Below are 16711 nucleotides of genomic sequence, written 5' to 3'. Positions count from 1 at the left end.
GTATAAACTCAGACTGCCCCCGATTGCAATTGCTTGTTTTTTTAATCTGATTTAACAAGAATCTGACCTTGGCTATCAATTTCCAACGGCGTTTCCGGAAAGTTACTTTGAGTTAGACTCCGAATTAATCCCACACTGCGAAAATTATTATCTCGAAAAGGAACGCCTTTGCTATCAAGTTGAATCGGAATAATTTTACCGCCCTTGAAATTTCCCACCGGATCAAGATCCGCTTCCAACACCAGAGAATATCCAAGTTGAGCTTTAGTCGATAAGGTGCGATAGCCCATAAAATTTCCTAAAGAATAAGCAATTAATTTGCCATTATAAAGTTCTAAAGCCCGAGGAACATGAGGCCCATGTCCTAACACCAAATCCGCACCCGCATCAATTAAAGTTCGAGCAAATAACACCTTATTTCCGCGATTTTCCCCATAAAAATATTCAGTTTTATTGCGAACATTCAAAGCCGCAGTTCCTTCCGCCCCCGCATGAACAGAAATCACAATCACATCAGCACCTTCTGCTTCTGCCTTTTGGACAATCGCCTTAGACGCTTCCAAATCTAACATATTATTATGAACGGGAAAATAACTAAACCCAATAAAAGCAAACTTTACCCCTTTCACTTCATGGTAAACAATTTCATCCTTGCGTCCGACCGCCTTCATTCCCAGTTTATTAATATTGTCAATCGTATCATCAAAACCCGCCTCAAAAAAATCAAAAGAATGATTATTCGCCACACTCAAAATATTAAAGCCCGCATCTTTTAAAATCGAAGTATATTCGGGCGGAGTTCGGAACGCAAAAACCAAACCTCGACCAATATTTTTAGCACTGCGAGGATAATTTGTTAAAGTGCTTTCAAAATTCCCAAAAACAATATCCGCCCCTTGTAACGCAGGTTTAACATCTTGAAACAACGATTCTTTACTCGCGGGAAGCTTATTAGACGGATAATTAGTACCCGGAATAATATCACCCACCGCTTTAATTTTAATCCGCATATCCGGACTAATCGGATTTTGTAAAGAAGTCAGAGCTAACTCCGAAAATCGATTCAGATTAGCCAGCGTTTCGGCTTCACGCACCGAAAGAGGAACAGATGTAGATTCCGCACCAGAAAAAGAAAATTGAGGAAGTTGAGGCAATTTGGGCGGTTCCACACCGTTTAGCCCAGAAGCCACCAGAGATGGAATTGACGCAAAAGTTTGAGAAATTGTTCGAGAAAATTCAGAAATTCTATCTTGCTGAAGCGTAAAAAACCAACCCGAAAGCGGCGCCATCATCAACCCAATTGAACTCGCCATCAATAACTGTTTAACAGATCGAGACAGTGAAAGTTGAGGAATAGAGAAGGAAACCGCTTGATTTTTGGCTTGGGGAGGTTGTTTTTTTACGGTTCGAGAAGAAGGTTTTTTGGCTTTTTTGGGTTTGTCAGCAGATGTGGGTATAAAATGGGATGGAGCGGGAATCGATTTTGCCTTCACAAAGGCAGATTCTTTCTCTGTTGTCGGCACGCAAGTTTTTGCAGATGCCACAGAAGTCTGGAGTGCGATCGTATCAGTCCAATTTAAAGATTGCTGACTACTTTTTTGACCTCTAATTGTGATCAGCGTAATTGCAGTGATTCCCAGGCGGAGCATACCGTTCTGGATCACTCGAATGCAAGAGGATTGATTAGGCAGTTCCTCGGACTCAAGTAAAATGTACAGGAGGTGATCCCGTCGTGTCGCTTTTGCTTCGACTCCTTTGGACGCTAATGCCTGATTAATTAAGGTAGCAATTGCACTGGAATCCCCCTGCTGGGCGAGCTTAATTAGGTTTTGCTGACTCACACTCAGTCTCCTCACGCCGACAAATAAAACAAACTGTATCAATAATACGGTTGAGTGGCGACTTATGGAGGGGTTTATTAAGGATTGCTCAAAAGGCAGGATTTGTCTATCCCAGACGCACATAGAGTAGTTAGAATCGTCAAAGTTATATAGGATCAGGGTTTAGAGCATCTCTGCTCGATAAGTTTTTTGATAAACAAGCAGATTTTTGGGAGGAAATCACTGTGGCAATGCAGTACAGTTACGATAACAGTGAAGTGAGTTCGCCCCGTCGGTTGTTGGTGACTGGGGGAGCAGGTTTCATTGGCTCGAATTTTGTTCATCACTGGTGTCACGCCTACCCAGAAGATCGGGTTGTGGTATTGGATGCGTTGACTTATGCTGGAAATCGTCAAAATTTAGCGACTTTAGAGGATAAAGACCATTTTCGCTTTGTTCAGGGCGATATTTGTGATGGTGCGCTCATTAAAAAATTACTTCAGGAAGAAGAAATCAACACTGTGGCTCATTTTGCAGCGGAGTCCCATGTTGATCGGTCAATTTTAGGCCCAGGAGCCTTTATTCAAACCAATGTTGTGGGTTCGTTTACGCTACTGGATGCTTTTCGTCAACATTGGAACGATCACAGTAGTCCTCCTGATTACCGCTTTCTTCATGTGTCTACCGACGAGGTGTATGGTAGTCTCAGCGCTGATGATCCGGCGTTTACCGAAACAACTCCCTACGCTCCCAATAGTCCCTATTCCGCCTCGAAAGCAGGTAGTGATCATTTAGCGAGAGCTTACTATCATACCTACAATGTTCCTACAATTATCACCAATTGTTCTAACAATTACGGGCCTTATCATTATCCTGAAAAATTGATTCCGTTGATGTGTATCAATATTTTGTTAGGAAAGCCTTTACCTGTTTATGGAGATGGACAAAATGTTCGCGATTGGTTATATGTTCTTGATCATTGTCGGGCTTTAGATACCGTAATTCATCAAGGAAAACCCGGAGAAACTTATAATATTGGTGGTAATAATGAGGTCAAAAATATTGATTTAGTCAAGATGTTGTGCCGAATTATGGATGAACTGGCTCCCCATTTACCCGTTAAACCTTCCCAAGAGTTGATTACTTTTGTAAAAGATCGACCCGGACATGATCGCCGTTATGCGATTGATGCAACCAAGATTCAAACGGAGTTAGGTTGGGCGCCTTTAGTAACCGTTGAAGAAGGATTACGACAAACTGTAGGTTGGTTTTTAACCCATCGCAGTTGGTGGGAACCGCTTTTATCGGAAGAATATCAAAGCTATTACCGCCAGGTTTATGCTTCCTAATTAATTGATCTGATTAGCCTAGAGTCTTCAATAATTCTAGGCTCAGATCGGATATTTTTACTGTAGGTAACATTCTAGAGTTTAAACTAAAATTTGAATAGTAAGTTAACTCAGTATTTTCAGAATAAAGTTAAATAAAGCCCCCCAGAATACCCCCTTCTCGCGCGTTCCCTTGCGCCCACAGGTGGCGCGGGGTCGCTCGCCAACTTTGGGATAGCCCCCCAGCCCCCTCCCTCGCGCGTTCCTTGGCGGATGTTTCATCCGCAGGGTCGCTCGTCAACTTTGGGGGGGAATTATTATTTTCAAAGTCTCTCATCTATCAAATCTTTCAAAGTCCCCCATATTAATTAAAGCGAAGTCACATCTGGCTTCCCCCTTACAAAGGGGGACGGGAGGGGGATTCCAAGAGGGATTTAGGGGGCAAGGGATATTAGAAGACTAACAAGGCGAGGAAAGTCAAATAAAATATCCATCCGCCCCCGTTTGCATAAGCTCCCGAACATCAGACATATATTATGGTGATAAATGGTTTTTGCGGTAAGGAAATCCCATCCATGCGTCTACCCCAACAGTGGCTATCTATTCTCAGCGTTAACAGCATCTTTCTGTTGAACTTGGGCTTCCCTTTGTTAACCCTACCCATAACCCTGCATCGCGGAGAAGTTATCGCCCAAACAGACCCCAATGCAGAAGCATTAAGATTATACAGACAGGGAGTTGAACTGTTTCAACAAGGGACAGCAGAATCTTATCAACAGGCAATTGTAGTTTTGGAAAAGGCGTTACAACTTTATCAGCAAGCGGGTAACTTGGAAGGACAAGCTTGGAGTTTGTTAGGACTGGGTAGAATTTCTGATTTATTAGGAGACAAACAGCAGGCGCTCGAATTCTACAACCAATCTCTTCCTTTATCGCGACAGGTGGGCGATATTGCGGAGGAAGCTAACACACTCCGGAATTTAGCCATCCTGAAAGGCAGTCAAGGCAATCTCAGCGAAGCCTTAACCGATATAGAATCAGCTATTAGTATTATTGAAGAACTCCGCACCAAAATTATTAGTCAAGACCTACGAACCTCTTACTTTTCTACTGTTTATGGTTATTATGAATTTTATATTGATTTGTTGATGGAGTTGCACGAACAAAACCCCAATCAAGGTTATGATGCCAAAGCGTTACACGCCAGCGAACGGGGTCGGGCGAGAAGTTTATTAGATATTTTGGCGGAGTCGGGGGCGGATATTAAAAAAGGGGTTGACCCGCAATTGTTGGCAAGAGAAAAGAGTTTATTGCAACGACTGAATGCGTTAGACCAAACTCGACAACTCAATCCGGGGGAAAGAGATTTTGATGAATTAAAACAGGAAATTGAAACCGTTCGCCGTGAGTTACAAAATCTAGAAGTTGAAATCAAACGCAATAGCCCCCAATATGCCAATTTAAACTATCCTGAACCGTTAACCGCCTCGGAAATTCAGCAACAAGTTCTCGATGATGAAACTGTTTTATTAGTTTATTCGTTGGGACGCGATCGCAGTTTTTTATGGTTAGTCAGTACAACGGAAGTAAAAAGTTATCAACTCCCCAAACGTGAGGAAATTGAAGCGTTAGCAAAAGATTTTTTAGCAGAAATTCAATCTCTAGCTGTGGTTCCGCCTTCGGGTGAAAAGTTGAGTCAAATTTTATTATCTCCGGTTATTAATCAGTTGGGAAATAAACGGTTAGTTATCGTTGGGGATGGGATTTTACAAACCGTTCCCTTTGCGGCGTTACCAATTTCTAGCCCTGTTTCTAGCGCCCTAAATTCTCCTGCCCCCATAGACCGAAGGGCTTCTCGCAGAGTACCCCCAATAATGGGGGCTTTCATAGATGGGGGACTTCTAAAAATGTGGGACTTTGAAAACTTTAAAAAGGTTAATTCCCCCCAAAGTTGGGGGGACAAAGGGGGGCTATTTCTAAATCCCTCTACTTCCGTGAATTCCAATACTGAGAATATTCAAACTTATCGCCCCCTAAATCCCCCAATAATGGGGGACTTTGAACTTGGAAAAATGGGAGAATTGGAAATTTCCCCCCAAAGTTGGGGGGACAAAGGGGGGCTATCTCAAACTTGGGGGGCTAGGGGGGCTAAACTAACTTTAAACGAAGGCGAGGGGGGTCAAAAAACAGATAATTCTTCCCTCCTTTTAGGGGGAACTGAGGGGGGTTACACACCGTTAATTGTCCAGAACGAAATTATCACATTACCTTCCGCTTCTAGTTTGGCAATTCTGAGAGAACAAGTTCAAGGACGAACACCCGCCCCGAAAAAAGTCGCTGTTATTGCTGACCCTGTTTTTGAACAAAATGACCCCCGTTTTCAAATTTCATCATCAACAAAAACCGAAACAAATGATGTTAATAAAATCGTCTTAAGACAATCTATTGATGATTTTTTGGGTAAATATTTTGGTCGTTTGCAATATACTCGACAAGAGGCGGAAGCGATTTTAGCGTTAGTTCCCGACAATTTAGAACAATTATCCTTAGATTTTAATGCCAACCGTCAAACTGCAACTGATGCTAATTTATCTCAATATCAAATCGTTCACTTTGCCACCCACGGACTGTTAAATGAAACTCAACCGGAATTATCAGGATTGGTGTTTTCTCTCTACGATGAAACGGGAACTCAAAAACCGGGTTTTTTACAATTGAGTGATATTTTTAACTTAACCCTTTCGGCCGATTTGGTAGTATTAAGTGCGTGTCAAACGGGAATTGGTCAGGATATTCGGGGTGAAGGATTGGTGAGTTTAACGAGGGGATTTATGTATGCGGGTGCCGAACGAATTGTGGTGAGTTTGTGGGCGGTTGCTGATGATTCAACTTCAGAATTAATGCAAAATTATTATCGAAAAATATTAGAAACGGATTCAAATCCGGCTAAAGCAATGCGAGAAACTCAGTTAGAAATGATTCAATCAAATAATTATAATTCTCCCTATTATTGGGCGCCGTTTGTGTTTCAGGGAGAATGGAAAACCGGACTTTCTCATTCTTAACCTTCTTTCTGTCTTTTGTCTATATTTTCACTTTTAGAAGAATTCATAGACGGAGTAGAGATAACCCAATAGAAACAGAAACTAAAACTCATTCAATTCTATGATCTCAGATAAAGAATCTGAAGATGGAGTTTTTTGAGAACAGGTTAGTTCCTTGAGATAGAGTTTTCCCTCCGCATAATAAAGGTAGAGTTTCCAGTCGCCCCGGACATCAATATTGGCGGTATAAAGCGGGAGTTGAGTTCCTAAAACTCGTTTTAAATTGGCTTGAGGAAAACGTTTTTTCTGATAACAGTCGGGATTTTCGAGTTCAGCTAAAATCGCCAGAAAATGCAACTTCAGTTCATCGGGTAAACGCTGAAACGCTTGACGAATTATTCCCAAGTGATCAATAATTGCGGGAGGATTATTTTCAGGAATCATGAGTAATGACTGGCTTGGCTAAAGTTAGAGTTTCACTTTTTAAAATAGGCTGATAAATTTGTTCGCCGACTTGTTGATAAACTTCAGCAATTGTCTGACTCTCAACGACTCGAAATAAGGTGATTAGGGTTCGCTCAAAAATCGGATCATCATCCCAGGTTAAAACGACTCGAATTCGATAATTTACAATAAAAGAATAGAGAGAGGAACCCGAACCATGAGGAAGATTAAAGGTATAAAATTGATGAAGACGTCTTTTTTTAAAAGTTTGGTCTTCAAAACATAGAGGTATACCTTGCTGAATTTGTTCAAGAATGACTGATTGTTCTGACTCACTAAAAGCGGTGAGGTCTTGTTTAAAAGCCTCTGTTGATTCTACAACAATATCCATTAAACGACAAAGTTTGACTTAATCTAAAGTTAATTATTCTGAGCCTTCAAGTGTTGAGAACACCGTTAGAACGGCCAGGTTGTGACTAAAAAAACAATCACACAAGCCAGCGCTAAAATTCCTTGAATTAGATTACCCACCAGCGTTCCGACAACAATACCAATTGCAGCCCGAAATGCCAGCTTAATTCTAGCGTTAAATTCTAAGTCTTTGCGATAGAGAAACTCACCAATCATCGCCCCCAATAACGGCCCAACGATTATCCCTAAAAGAGGGCCACCCAAGGGTAAAGCAGGTAAAAGCCCAAAAAATCCGACAATAAAGCCAATGATCGCCCCAATTTGTCCCCAACGGCTTGCACCAGCTTGTTGGGCGCCGAGATAAGCGCTGAGAAAATCCACCCCAACACTCAATAATAATACAGCAATCGCAGTTCCTAACGCCCAACCGATTTCTGTAAACCCATTCACCACACCCCAAACTAAAATTGCACCTAAAATCAAGCTAGAACCAGGAATCGCTGGAACCACTGCACCAATAATCCCGACCAGCATCACGAGAACCAAAATACAGTATAAAACTAACATTGGGGTTAAAGTCTAAAATTTCAATAATTACTTTTTAGTCAAGGATTGACCGAGGGTATTTTCCAGTTTATCTGCAATTCCTTCAACCCAATTTTCATCTTGTTGGGTATAACTCCGAGGTGCATTCGCCCCCAAGATTAAAACCCCTTGATCACCTAACGGTTGACAAATAACTCCTTGCGTATTTTCCGGTAAATAATCAAACTCAATTCGTCCGGGATAAAGATCAAGTTTCACCAAATAAATAGGCTTTTGTGTTTTTAAAACTCGTTGCACAATAGCCCCCGGTTGAACTTGGGGATTTTTGCCCAAAACCCCCCGTCGCAGCAAGACTTGACCTTGATAATAAACAACAACTGAGCGAGTGACCGTATTCGTTAATAGCAGATGAGTAGCCCAAGCCAATTCCGTTTTCACCACATCAGACAAATCAGGTTGAAACTCAAATCCAGTTTCCCCAATCAAATCAACAGTATCGGGAGGTTTGGGTTGAACTTGTTGCCACAGTAAGCCCGTCAAAATCAGGACGGCACTCAAAATAACTCCTAATGCATCAGAACGCGCTTGTGAGGCCAATATCTGCGGGGTGAGAATACGATTCACCAACAACAACGTCCCTCCCAATCCGCCCGCGACTATCGGCAGAAGTCTTAACACTCGATTGGGGTCAGATTTAGCCATCTTTTCCGTGATCAGTAACACAGAAGAATCCCATTAATCGATAGTTGAGCCAGAAATTTCTCCGATATCCTGCGGTTCAATCTATGATTATCCGACTTCTCCTGGTTCTATAATACGTTGAAACAGATAACCCGTACCTCGTGCAGTCAGAATCAATTCGGGATTACTGGGGTCTTCTTCTAATTTGGCTCTCAAGCGAGAGATGTGAACATCCACAACCCGCGTATCGACATGACGTTCAGGGGTATATCCCCAAACTTCCTGTAAAATTTCCGAGCGGGAAAACGGTTCACCCGAACGACTAACCAACAACTCCAAAAGACTAAACTCCATTCCCGTCAGACGAATCCGTTCATCGCCCTTGTAGACTTGACGTTTGTTCGTGTCAATTCTAATCGTGGTAACTTGGATGACTCCTGAACTGGGAATCCCAGAAGCCCCATCTTTGTCAATCCGACGTAATACCGAGCGAATTCTCGCCTCTAGTTCTTTCGGAGAAAAGGGTTTGACAACATAATCATCAGCCCCTAATTCAAGTCCCGTAATCCGATCCGCGACATCTCCCAAAGCCGTTAGCATAATGATGGGAATATCCGATTCTTTTCGTAACTCTTGACAGACCCCATAACCATCTAGTTTAGGCATCATCACATCCAAAACCACCAAATCGGGTTCTGTTTTGCGAAAAGTCTCTAAAGCTTCTTCTCCATCAGCGGCAGTCACCACATCATAACCAATCATCGAGAGACGAGTCTCTAGAATCCGACGGATACTTGCTTCATCATCAACAACCAGTATTTTTTCTTTATGATTTTCCAATTGACTTCACCAATCCCTTTGTTACATTCAGCGGCTTTTTTGATAGAACCCTACCCAGACTCGCTCACCGTGAAAACGGAAACTCAAGTCTACAACAGAGTAGATTGTCGTGTAATCACACTTTGTTTGACAAATATGTTGATTTTTTTACCCTATCATTAATAGAACCTGCAAGAATTCTCTCAGTGTAACTTAGCTTAAGGGTATAGCCAGCACAAACCCCATCTGCTCATCGAGTCTAGGAACAAATAACTAGAGAGTTGGATTTCCCGGTAAAATTAGAAGCGACGAGAACTTTAGATTCTTTTTATCCTTGAACTCAGCTTTGAGCAGGAGTTATTGCTTTTCAGTCTCGATTAATGGACTTCACAAATAGCCCCCGTCTGATTGATTTGCGATTGTGTGAAGATCGAGTCCATTTTAAACTTGAACGTTCAACCTGTCTACATCAATTGATTTTAAGCAATGCCAAAGCAGCGAATTCAATATGTTTGTCACGAATGTGGAGCCGAATTTCCTCAATATTTTGGCAGATGTCCGAGTTGTCACGCTTGGAACTCTTTAGAAGAACAAATTGAAACCCAAACTTCACCTTCTCTACAGCGATTTAGTTGGAGTAGCTTAAACGAAGATCAAGATGCCACTTCTGTGAATTCGTCCTCGAAAGGACAACCTCGATCTTCTTTTAAACTCTCTCAAATTGCGGATCAAACTCAGTCTAGAATGTCTTCGGGATATGGAGAACTGGATCGGGTCTTAGGGGGCGGAATTGTACCGGGTTCTTTAGTTTTAATTGGGGGAGAACCGGGAATTGGAAAATCAACTTTACTGTTACAGGTAGCGAATACTCTGTCTCAAAGAACTCGGGTTTTGTATGTTTCTGCCGAAGAATCTGGACAACAGGTGAAATTGCGATCGCAACGTTTGGGAGTCGGGCCTAAACCCGAAGATGTAGACTTTTACAATGGCGACTCGGAACTGCAAGAATCTTCCTTGCCAAACCCTGATCGTGAAGGTGATCCGTTTACAGAAGAATTAAAGTCTCAGAAATCCAAAATGCGCTCCTCTCCGCCTGAAAAACCTGAAAAAACAAATGGAAATCAGGGTCATTCCTCTCCTGAGAAACAAGAAGAAACAGAACCAGAATTATATCTTCTTCCTGAAACAGATTTAGAAATGATTTTGAGAGAATTAGAATCTCTTAAACCTCAATTAGCAATTATTGATAGTATTCAAACGATATTCTTTTCCAGTTTAACTTCTGCACCCGGTTCTGTTGCTCAAGTTCGAGAATGTACTTCAGCTTTGATGCAAGTTGCCAAACGAGAGAATATTACCTTATTTGTTGTCGGTCATGTGACCAAAGATGGGGCATTAGCAGGGCCGAGAGTTTTAGAACATTTAGTCGATACAGTCTTGTATTTTGAGGGGGATAGATTTGCCTCTCATCGCTTACTTCGTTCAATGAAAAATCGCTTTGGAGCGACTCACGAAATCGGGGTTTTTGAAATGGTTGCCGATGGGTTAATGGAAGTTCTTAACCCATCGGAATTATTCTTAGGAAATCGAGAAGAATTTGCACCCGGAACCTCTACTGTTGTCTCAATGGAGGGGACTCGTCCAATTGTCGTGGAGTTACAAGCGTTGGTGAGTCCAGCCAGTTTTGGGTCTGCACGTCGGGCGGCGACTGGGGTTGATAGTAGTCGTTTACTACAAATTTTAGCGGTTTTGGAGAAACGGGTTGGAATTCCTTTGTCGAAGTTAGATGCTTATGTGGCTTCAGTCGGAGGCTTGAAAGTCGAAGAACCCGCAGCAGACTTGGGAATTGCGATCGCCATTGTAGCGAGTTTTCGCGATCGCATGGTTGATCCCCGAACCATTTTACTCGGAGAAGTGGGATTAGGAGGTCAAGTTCGACCTGTTTCTCAATTGGAGTTACGTCTACGAGAAGCCGCGAAATTAGGCTTTAAACGGGCGATTATTCCGAAAGGTCAAAATCCAGCGGATTTAGGGATGCAAATTATTCCTGTTGGTAAGGTGTTGGATGCGATTATTGCATCTATCCCTTCTCAACCCGCAACAATGGGAAGTCCAACTCCTGCAAGTTCTTCTGAGATGAGTTCTTCTCCCGTGGATCACTCCGAAGTCCCCGATTTTTAGGGACAAACAACAAACTACCCCTCATCTTCTCTAGCAGAATAACAAGGGGATCAGAAAAACTAAAAATTATTCAGTTGTGATCTCTTTAAAACGCCCTCTTTTTACGCATAGCCCGTCTCTGACGCTGGTTAGCAATGGCTTTACGTTTACGCTTTTCGGGAGGGGTTTCAAAGTGACGCTTCTTTCTTACGTCTGCTAAGATACCCGCTTTTGAAACTTCACGCTTAAAGCGACGTAGTGCTGATTCGAGTTGTTCATTTTCACCCAGGATCACTTGGGTCATTGTTTCTCCTTTCTCTTCTAAAACTACACTTAATTGTTGACTCAAGTCTTTTTAGAACCTACGGTTGTGGGTTCCTGTTTGAGTTTTATAGCGAAGTTAAGTAGAAATGTTTCTGTTCTCTAAAAAGCTGAGTCATTCCTTCGTCGTCGATCTGGAAAACTGATCATCTCACTCTTGAACTAACTTCAGCGAGTCCAGAAACAATTTCAAGATGGGCTTCAAGAAGCTGATTATACCGGAAACTACAACTATCAGGTCAATGAGTCCACAATTTTGACAAACTTTCCCTGCTAGAAACGAAAGATTGTTGTGCTTGATTCGTGGACATCACTGATTACATCAAGTTTTCCTTGATCTACACCAGTGGAACTCTCTTTAAGCGTTCCCAGTTCTTCTATTGTTTCGCTTCAGCCCTTGGGTACTGTTTTCTGGGTCAGCATTCCCTAACCCTTGTTCTACTCAATACTTAGAACTTCTAAACCCTTTTCAAGAATAGCGAAGGCATTGATGAGTTCTATTGACTTCATTACTTTTATTAGTAATAGCTGACAACTTGTTACCTGATTTACACCCAAACAACTTTGAGTCAGAAGTTAGGTTTTTCTGCGGGGTCAAGTCAAATACCAATCTGATCATCTCAGAGAAGATTAGCTTCCAATCTTTTATCCCTCAGAGTACATTCATAGTCTGGTCAACGGGGATTGAGAAGTTTTCCTCCAATCGTCGATATTGACCCCAGAGCAGTTATTATTAAATTTTAGGCGATAATACCTCACCTCTGAGGATAGATTTCAATATTACCTATAACTATAATACTATCGCAAAGAGTCAATGTTCATCTATATCTTGGTAGATTAGCCGATCATGGCATTTTCCTATCGGCTGACCTGACGGAGAACTCCCATTGCGATCGATAACATCAGTAGTATCCAAATCACAACCCCCGGTAAAAAAGCCAAGACCTCTAGACCTCTGAGAATCCAGACTAATAACGTAATCGTTGTAATAATCGCAAAAATGTAGGAATAAACTTGCTTCTGCGAATATGGAGGTCGAGTCACAGCAGATACCTCGTCAATATTAAAGAGAGGAAAACAGCGATCGCTCTGAGTCAATTATTCTAACCAACGTGAGCGATCGCTGTTGCTAGGATAGCAGGTTAGCTAACGAATGTAGTAAAACTACTTTCAGTTAAAGCACTCGTTTGTACAGTATTGAGAATTGCTAACTGTTGATCATCGAGACTAATAATCGTCGAGGTGCCATCTTGAGAGAACGTTAAATCCTCAAAAGTTAAACCGCCACCCAAAGCGATGAAATCAGTACCCAGTTGGAAATCACCAATCGTATCAATACCCTCATCAGAGAAAAGAACAAAGCGATCGCGGCCACTTCCTCCAAACAGGAGATCATCAGCTTCATCCCCAATCAACCAGTCATCTCCCTGTTCTCCGTAAAGCGTATCTTCTTCTAAACCGCCATAGAGGGTATCGTTATCGGTTCCTCCACAGAGGCGATCTTGGTCTTGATTTCCATAGAGAATATCGTTGCCACTCCCACCACACAGCGTATCTTCTCCGGGAGTATCACTAAACGTTTCATTGTCGTTGATATCCCCAAAGAGAGTATCATTACCCTCATCCCCACAAACCTGGTCATTGCCTAAATCGCCGTAAAGCAGGTCATTTCCAACTTCACCGTAAACGAGATCGTCTTCTTTCCCCCCACGAACGTCATCATTTCCAACACCTCCACCGAGGGTATCATTACCGCGACCCCCATTCATTGAGTCATCGCCAGCACCGCCCCACATCAAGTCAATTACCCCATCAAGACCCCGTGACGGTTCAATCTCATCTTCATCTACGGTGTCACCCAACATTGAGTCATCACCCTGATCGCCGTAGAGGGTATCATTGCCTAAATCTCCCAAGATGATATCGCGATCTTGACCCCCGTAAGTGAAATCATCCTGTTCTCCACTGAAGATCGTGTCATTTCCAGGGCCACCTTGGAGTAAATCGTTACCCTCGTTGCCATAAATAATATCTTGTTCAATGACATCTCCAACAGAAATACCAGAACCATCAGTACCGATAATCGTATCGTTACCCTGTTCTCCAAATAGAGAATCATTTCCCTGATCGCCAAAAATCAGTTGATCGCTATCACTTCCAAAAACCGTATCATTTCCCTGATCGCCAACAATCACAGCATTTTCACTGACAGGAAAAAGCGTGTCATCGATCACGGTTCCTCGGAAAATTTCATCGGCTTGTGAACCAATAATCGGCTGATCCATGTCTGAAGGATTGGGAACCGCATCGGGACGGTCTGGGAAATCAAGCGCCCCAAATTCGGGTAATGGAGGACAGTCACAACCGCCATCATCAACGGGTTCATTGGGTGGAAAGACCGCATCTTCTTCAACGATAAACTGTACCGTTCCTACATTGGAAAGCGCACCCTCATTATCTGTTGCTGTGAACGTGAAGCTAGTTTCGCCAATAAAGTTCGGATCAGGTTGAAAACCCAGTTGTCCAGCTTGTTCGGGGGTGAGGTTTTGAACTTGATCGAGGTCAGTAACTTCTTCACCATCGAGAAATAAGGTTCCATTGGAGGGAAGTTCAACGATATTAAAAGATTCAACAGTCCCATCAGGATCAATAGCCGGGAGTTGAGGGATCTCAGCAGTTGTACCATCATTGGTAATAGTTTCGGTTAGGTCTTGGGCTTCTGGAGGTAAATTTGTAATCGGATCGGGAGTTTGGGGAAAACTCGGAACAGATAAGGGAATAACCGGAATGGTTATATTTGCAACATTGGAGATTGCCTGATCATTGTCAGTAACGGTATAGGTGAAAACAGTATTTCCGCTAAAGCTCAGATTCGGCTTGAAGGTCAGGTTCTCAAGTTGATCGGGAGTTAAATTTTCTACCTGAGTTGCATCTGTAACTGCTACACCATCCAACAACAAAAATCCTTGTTCAGAAGGGGGTAGTGTTAGGCTGACAATCTCTACCGTACCGTCAGGATCATTGAAATCTGCTGGAGACAGGGGCAGAGGAATCGAGCTAACGTTTAAAATCTGGCCACTTTGAACGTTGTTAGCGACAGGGGGTTGATTGGGGTTAACGGTAACTGAAATTGTACCCGCAGGTTCTGAAATTGTACCGCGAGTATCTTGGACTGTGTAGTTGATTTCTACTGGGTCTGCTGAACCCAAAAATCCTTGGGCGGGTGTAAAGGTAACAAGAGGTTCGTTCTCAACAATTTCAACTGTAAATGTTCCTTGGTCTGGAACTTCCCGAGTGGTTTCAAATTCTGGAGTTGTCGGGTCAAGGTCAATGGTGGTTAAATCTTCGTTGTTATCGGGATCGGTAATATCGAGAGGAAAGGGATCAGTTGGAGAGTTGAACCGGGTTTCAGCAGTTACATCCCCCGCAACCGGAGGTTCATTAGCCGGGAGGAAACCAAAGTTAATATCTGTTATGGGTTGGTCTGCAACAGTGACAGGAGTGCTAGCTGTTTCTAGGGTTGCGCCTTCACGAAGATCTGGATCTTCAGTATCAACTTCAACGGTGTAGTCACCCGGAACAACATCATTAAATTGGTAATTTCCATCGGTATCAGTTTCGATGGTTGCGACAACATTGCCATCACCATCAACTAAGTTAACGGTAATATTACCCAATCCCTCATCGAGGTCAAGGGTATTATTGAGGTTGTTGTCGATAAAGATCGTACCGCTTACGGGTTGGGAAGGTGGAGGATTAACGGTAACTGTAACTGTTGCTGTATCGGTATCCTCACCGTCGGTAGTGGTGTATTCAAAAGTCTCAGTACCACTAAACCCTTCATTGGGTGTATAGTCAACTAAATCATCGGTCGTGTCTGCGGGTGTACCGTTATTGTTGAGAACCGCAGTACCGTTATCTGGATCTGTAATATCAGCAATACTTAAGGGGTCTGGGCCGTCATCTGGGTCGGAGTCGTTAGCTAGAACATCGACAGAAACCAGTGTTGCGGCATCAGTTGTAGCCGGATCATCTACCGCATTTGGAGGAACGTTGGGTACAGCATTAACGGTAACAGTTACCGTTGCAGTGGCAGTATCAGCACCATCAGTAATGGTGTATTCAAAAGTATCAGTGCCACTAAATCCTGGATTGGGCGTATAGTCAATGACATCATCGGTCGTGTCATCGGGTGTACCGTTATTGTTGAGAACCGCAGTACCGTTATCTGGATCTGTAATATCACCAGAAACAATACTTAATGGATCTGGGCTATCATCGCGGTCAATGTCATTATCTAAAACCGGAATAGAAACTTCTGTCTCTCCCGAATTTATTGTTGCGGTGTCATCGGCAGCTTCCGGGGGAACATTAACCCCCGATGCTCGATAAACAACACCCCCTCCCACCAAATCTAGACCTCCTCGCCGAGCCTCATCGCCTTGTTGATCGGAGGTGTCTAGAGGAAAGTCACTCAGTCCAACTAAGTCGTTTGTTGCGTCAATATCCGGCGGAAACAGAGAATACCCAAAAAACGCCTCACTCGTAGGATTAGCACCCAATAAATCTTCGTAGCTAACAAAAATACCCGCAATATTTTGAATGTTGGCGTCCGGGTCATTTAGTCGGGGTACTATTGTCGGGGCAAGATCTTCTTCACCTTCTTCTTGACGCAGAACGACCACTCTAAATCTAGTATCAGATATACCCCAATCAGCACCATTATTGGGAAAAGAGAGCAAATCCCCATATGCAGTCGGATTCCCTTGCTCGTCAATGGCAGTAATCGCTGCTATTTTGAACGGATCATTACCTCCCCGCTCTAAAATAAGGAAACCAATACCATCTAGATCCTCTTGATTTTGAGGAAACGGTAAACCTGATGTAGAAATATAGTCAACCCGTTCAATATTATTGACATTTCCATCCTGATTGCCTTGATTTGCGAAAATATTATCTGTACCCCGGTTAATAAATTCACTAAACAAAGCCGTTTCCATCGCCGGACCGTTAATGGTAGGTACGGCTAGCTCGGGGGCTAAGTTAACGTTTGTGTTAGTGCTATTGGGGGCTAGTTCGTACCAAATAATTTGGCGTCTGTCAGGTTCGGCGTTTGGATCTTGATTTTGATCGACCC

The 16711-nt window shown here is 42.9% G+C and carries 12 protein-coding genes; 3 read left to right on the top strand and 9 right to left on the bottom strand.

Translation table 11 applies throughout. The features are described from left to right. Positions 1–41: 41 nt before the first annotated feature. Positions 42–1841 (bottom strand): CapA family protein, encoded by a 1800-nt coding sequence (locus tag M595_RS17970; RefSeq protein ID WP_040484302.1) that lies wholly within the window; start codon positions 1839–1841, stop codon positions 42–44. 230 nt (positions 1842–2071) lie between these two features. Here M595_RS17970 and rfbB point away from each other — a divergent pair, with 230 nt between their 5' ends. Both rfbB and M595_RS17955 read left to right on the top strand, forming a co-directional pair. Continuing rightward, the gene (gene rfbB, locus M595_RS17965; protein WP_052001805.1) at positions 2072–3169 is read left to right on the top strand and encodes a dTDP-glucose 4,6-dehydratase; all 1098 of its coding nucleotides are present in this window, start codon (positions 2072–2074) and stop codon (positions 3167–3169) included. Between the two features lie 515 nt (positions 3170–3684). After that, positions 3685–6213 carry a CHAT domain-containing protein gene (locus M595_RS17955; protein ID WP_238987096.1) on the top strand — a complete coding sequence of 843 codons (2529 nt, stop codon included), beginning with the start codon at positions 3685–3687 and terminating at the stop codon, positions 6211–6213. Positions 6214–6294: 81 nt separating this feature from the next. Here the strand turns inward: M595_RS17955 and M595_RS17950 are convergent, their stop codons facing one another. The 5 genes from M595_RS17950 to rpaB all read right to left on the bottom strand — a co-directional run bounded on the left by M595_RS17950 (position 6295) and on the right by rpaB (position 9114). Next, positions 6295–6636 carry a hypothetical protein gene (locus M595_RS17950; RefSeq protein ID WP_023067799.1) on the bottom strand — a complete coding sequence of 114 codons (342 nt, stop codon included), beginning with the start codon at positions 6634–6636 and terminating at the stop codon, positions 6295–6297. Beyond that, the gene (locus M595_RS17945; RefSeq protein WP_023067793.1) at positions 6626–7027 is read right to left on the bottom strand and encodes a hypothetical protein; all 402 of its coding nucleotides are present in this window, start codon (positions 7025–7027) and stop codon (positions 6626–6628) included. The genes M595_RS17950 and M595_RS17945 overlap by 11 nt, the downstream gene beginning before the upstream one ends. A 65-nt stretch (positions 7028–7092) precedes the next feature. Continuing rightward, complete coding sequence (locus M595_RS17940) at positions 7093–7614, bottom strand: DUF456 domain-containing protein (RefSeq protein ID WP_023067817.1); 522 nt, start codon at positions 7612–7614, stop codon at positions 7093–7095. Between the two features lie 27 nt (positions 7615–7641). After that, a complete protein-coding gene (locus tag M595_RS17935) occupies positions 7642–8295 on the bottom strand; it encodes a cofactor assembly of complex C subunit B (RefSeq protein WP_023067827.1) in 654 nt (217 codons plus the stop codon). An 87-nt stretch (positions 8296–8382) separates the two neighbouring features. Next, positions 8383–9114, bottom strand: a complete 732-nt coding sequence (gene rpaB / locus M595_RS17930; RefSeq protein WP_023067828.1) for a response regulator transcription factor RpaB — start codon at positions 9112–9114, stop codon at positions 8383–8385. A 465-nt stretch (positions 9115–9579) separates the two neighbouring features. On the opposite strand from rpaB, the gene radA reads away from it, so the two are divergent. Then, complete coding sequence (gene radA, locus M595_RS17925; RefSeq protein WP_023067794.1) at positions 9580–11274, top strand: DNA repair protein RadA; 1695 nt, start codon at positions 9580–9582, stop codon at positions 11272–11274. Positions 11275–11359: 85 nt separating this feature from the next. Here the strand turns inward: radA and rpsU are convergent, their stop codons facing one another. From rpsU to M595_RS17910, 3 genes are all read right to left on the bottom strand, one after another. After that, a complete protein-coding gene (rpsU, locus tag M595_RS17920) occupies positions 11360–11557 on the bottom strand; it encodes a 30S ribosomal protein S21 (RefSeq protein WP_040484307.1) in 198 nt (65 codons plus the stop codon). Between the two features lie 875 nt (positions 11558–12432). Further along, entirely contained in the window at positions 12433–12618 is a 186-nt protein-coding gene (locus M595_RS17915) for a hypothetical protein (protein WP_071809945.1), read from the bottom strand. Between the two features lie 98 nt (positions 12619–12716). Beyond that, positions 12717–16711, bottom strand: a 3995-nt coding sequence (locus M595_RS17910) for an Ig-like domain-containing protein (protein ID WP_152983593.1), incomplete at its 5' end; no start/stop codon positions are given.

The sequence above is a fragment of the Lyngbya aestuarii BL J genome (genome assembly GCF_000478195.2).
Classification (GTDB): Bacteria; Cyanobacteriota; Cyanobacteriia; order Cyanobacteriales; family Microcoleaceae; genus Capilliphycus; species Capilliphycus aestuarii.
The sequence above is the reverse complement of the archived record's forward strand: the minus strand, read 5'-3'. Positions and strand labels throughout refer to the sequence as shown.

Bases quoted from the DNA above. Each gene is read 5' to 3' on its own strand.
- rfbB (WP_052001805.1), top strand. From the start codon at position 2,072: ATGCAGTACAGTTACGATAACAGTGAAGTGAGTTCGCCCCGTCGGTTG.
- M595_RS17955 (WP_238987096.1), top strand. From the start codon at position 3,685: ATGGTGATAAATGGTTTTTGCGGTAAGGAAATCCCATCCATGCGTCTA.
- M595_RS17950 (WP_023067799.1), bottom strand. From the start codon at position 6,636: ATGATTCCTGAAAATAATCCTCCCGCAATTATTGATCACTTGGGAATA.
- M595_RS17945 (WP_023067793.1), bottom strand. From the start codon at position 7,027: ATGGATATTGTTGTAGAATCAACAGAGGCTTTTAAACAAGACCTCACC.
- M595_RS17940 (WP_023067817.1), bottom strand. From the start codon at position 7,614: ATGTTAGTTTTATACTGTATTTTGGTTCTCGTGATGCTGGTCGGGATT.
- M595_RS17935 (WP_023067827.1), bottom strand. From the start codon at position 8,295: ATGGCTAAATCTGACCCCAATCGAGTGTTAAGACTTCTGCCGATAGTC.
- radA (WP_023067794.1), top strand. From the start codon at position 9,580: ATGCCAAAGCAGCGAATTCAATATGTTTGTCACGAATGTGGAGCCGAA.
- rpsU (WP_040484307.1), bottom strand. From the start codon at position 11,557: ATGACCCAAGTGATCCTGGGTGAAAATGAACAACTCGAATCAGCACTA.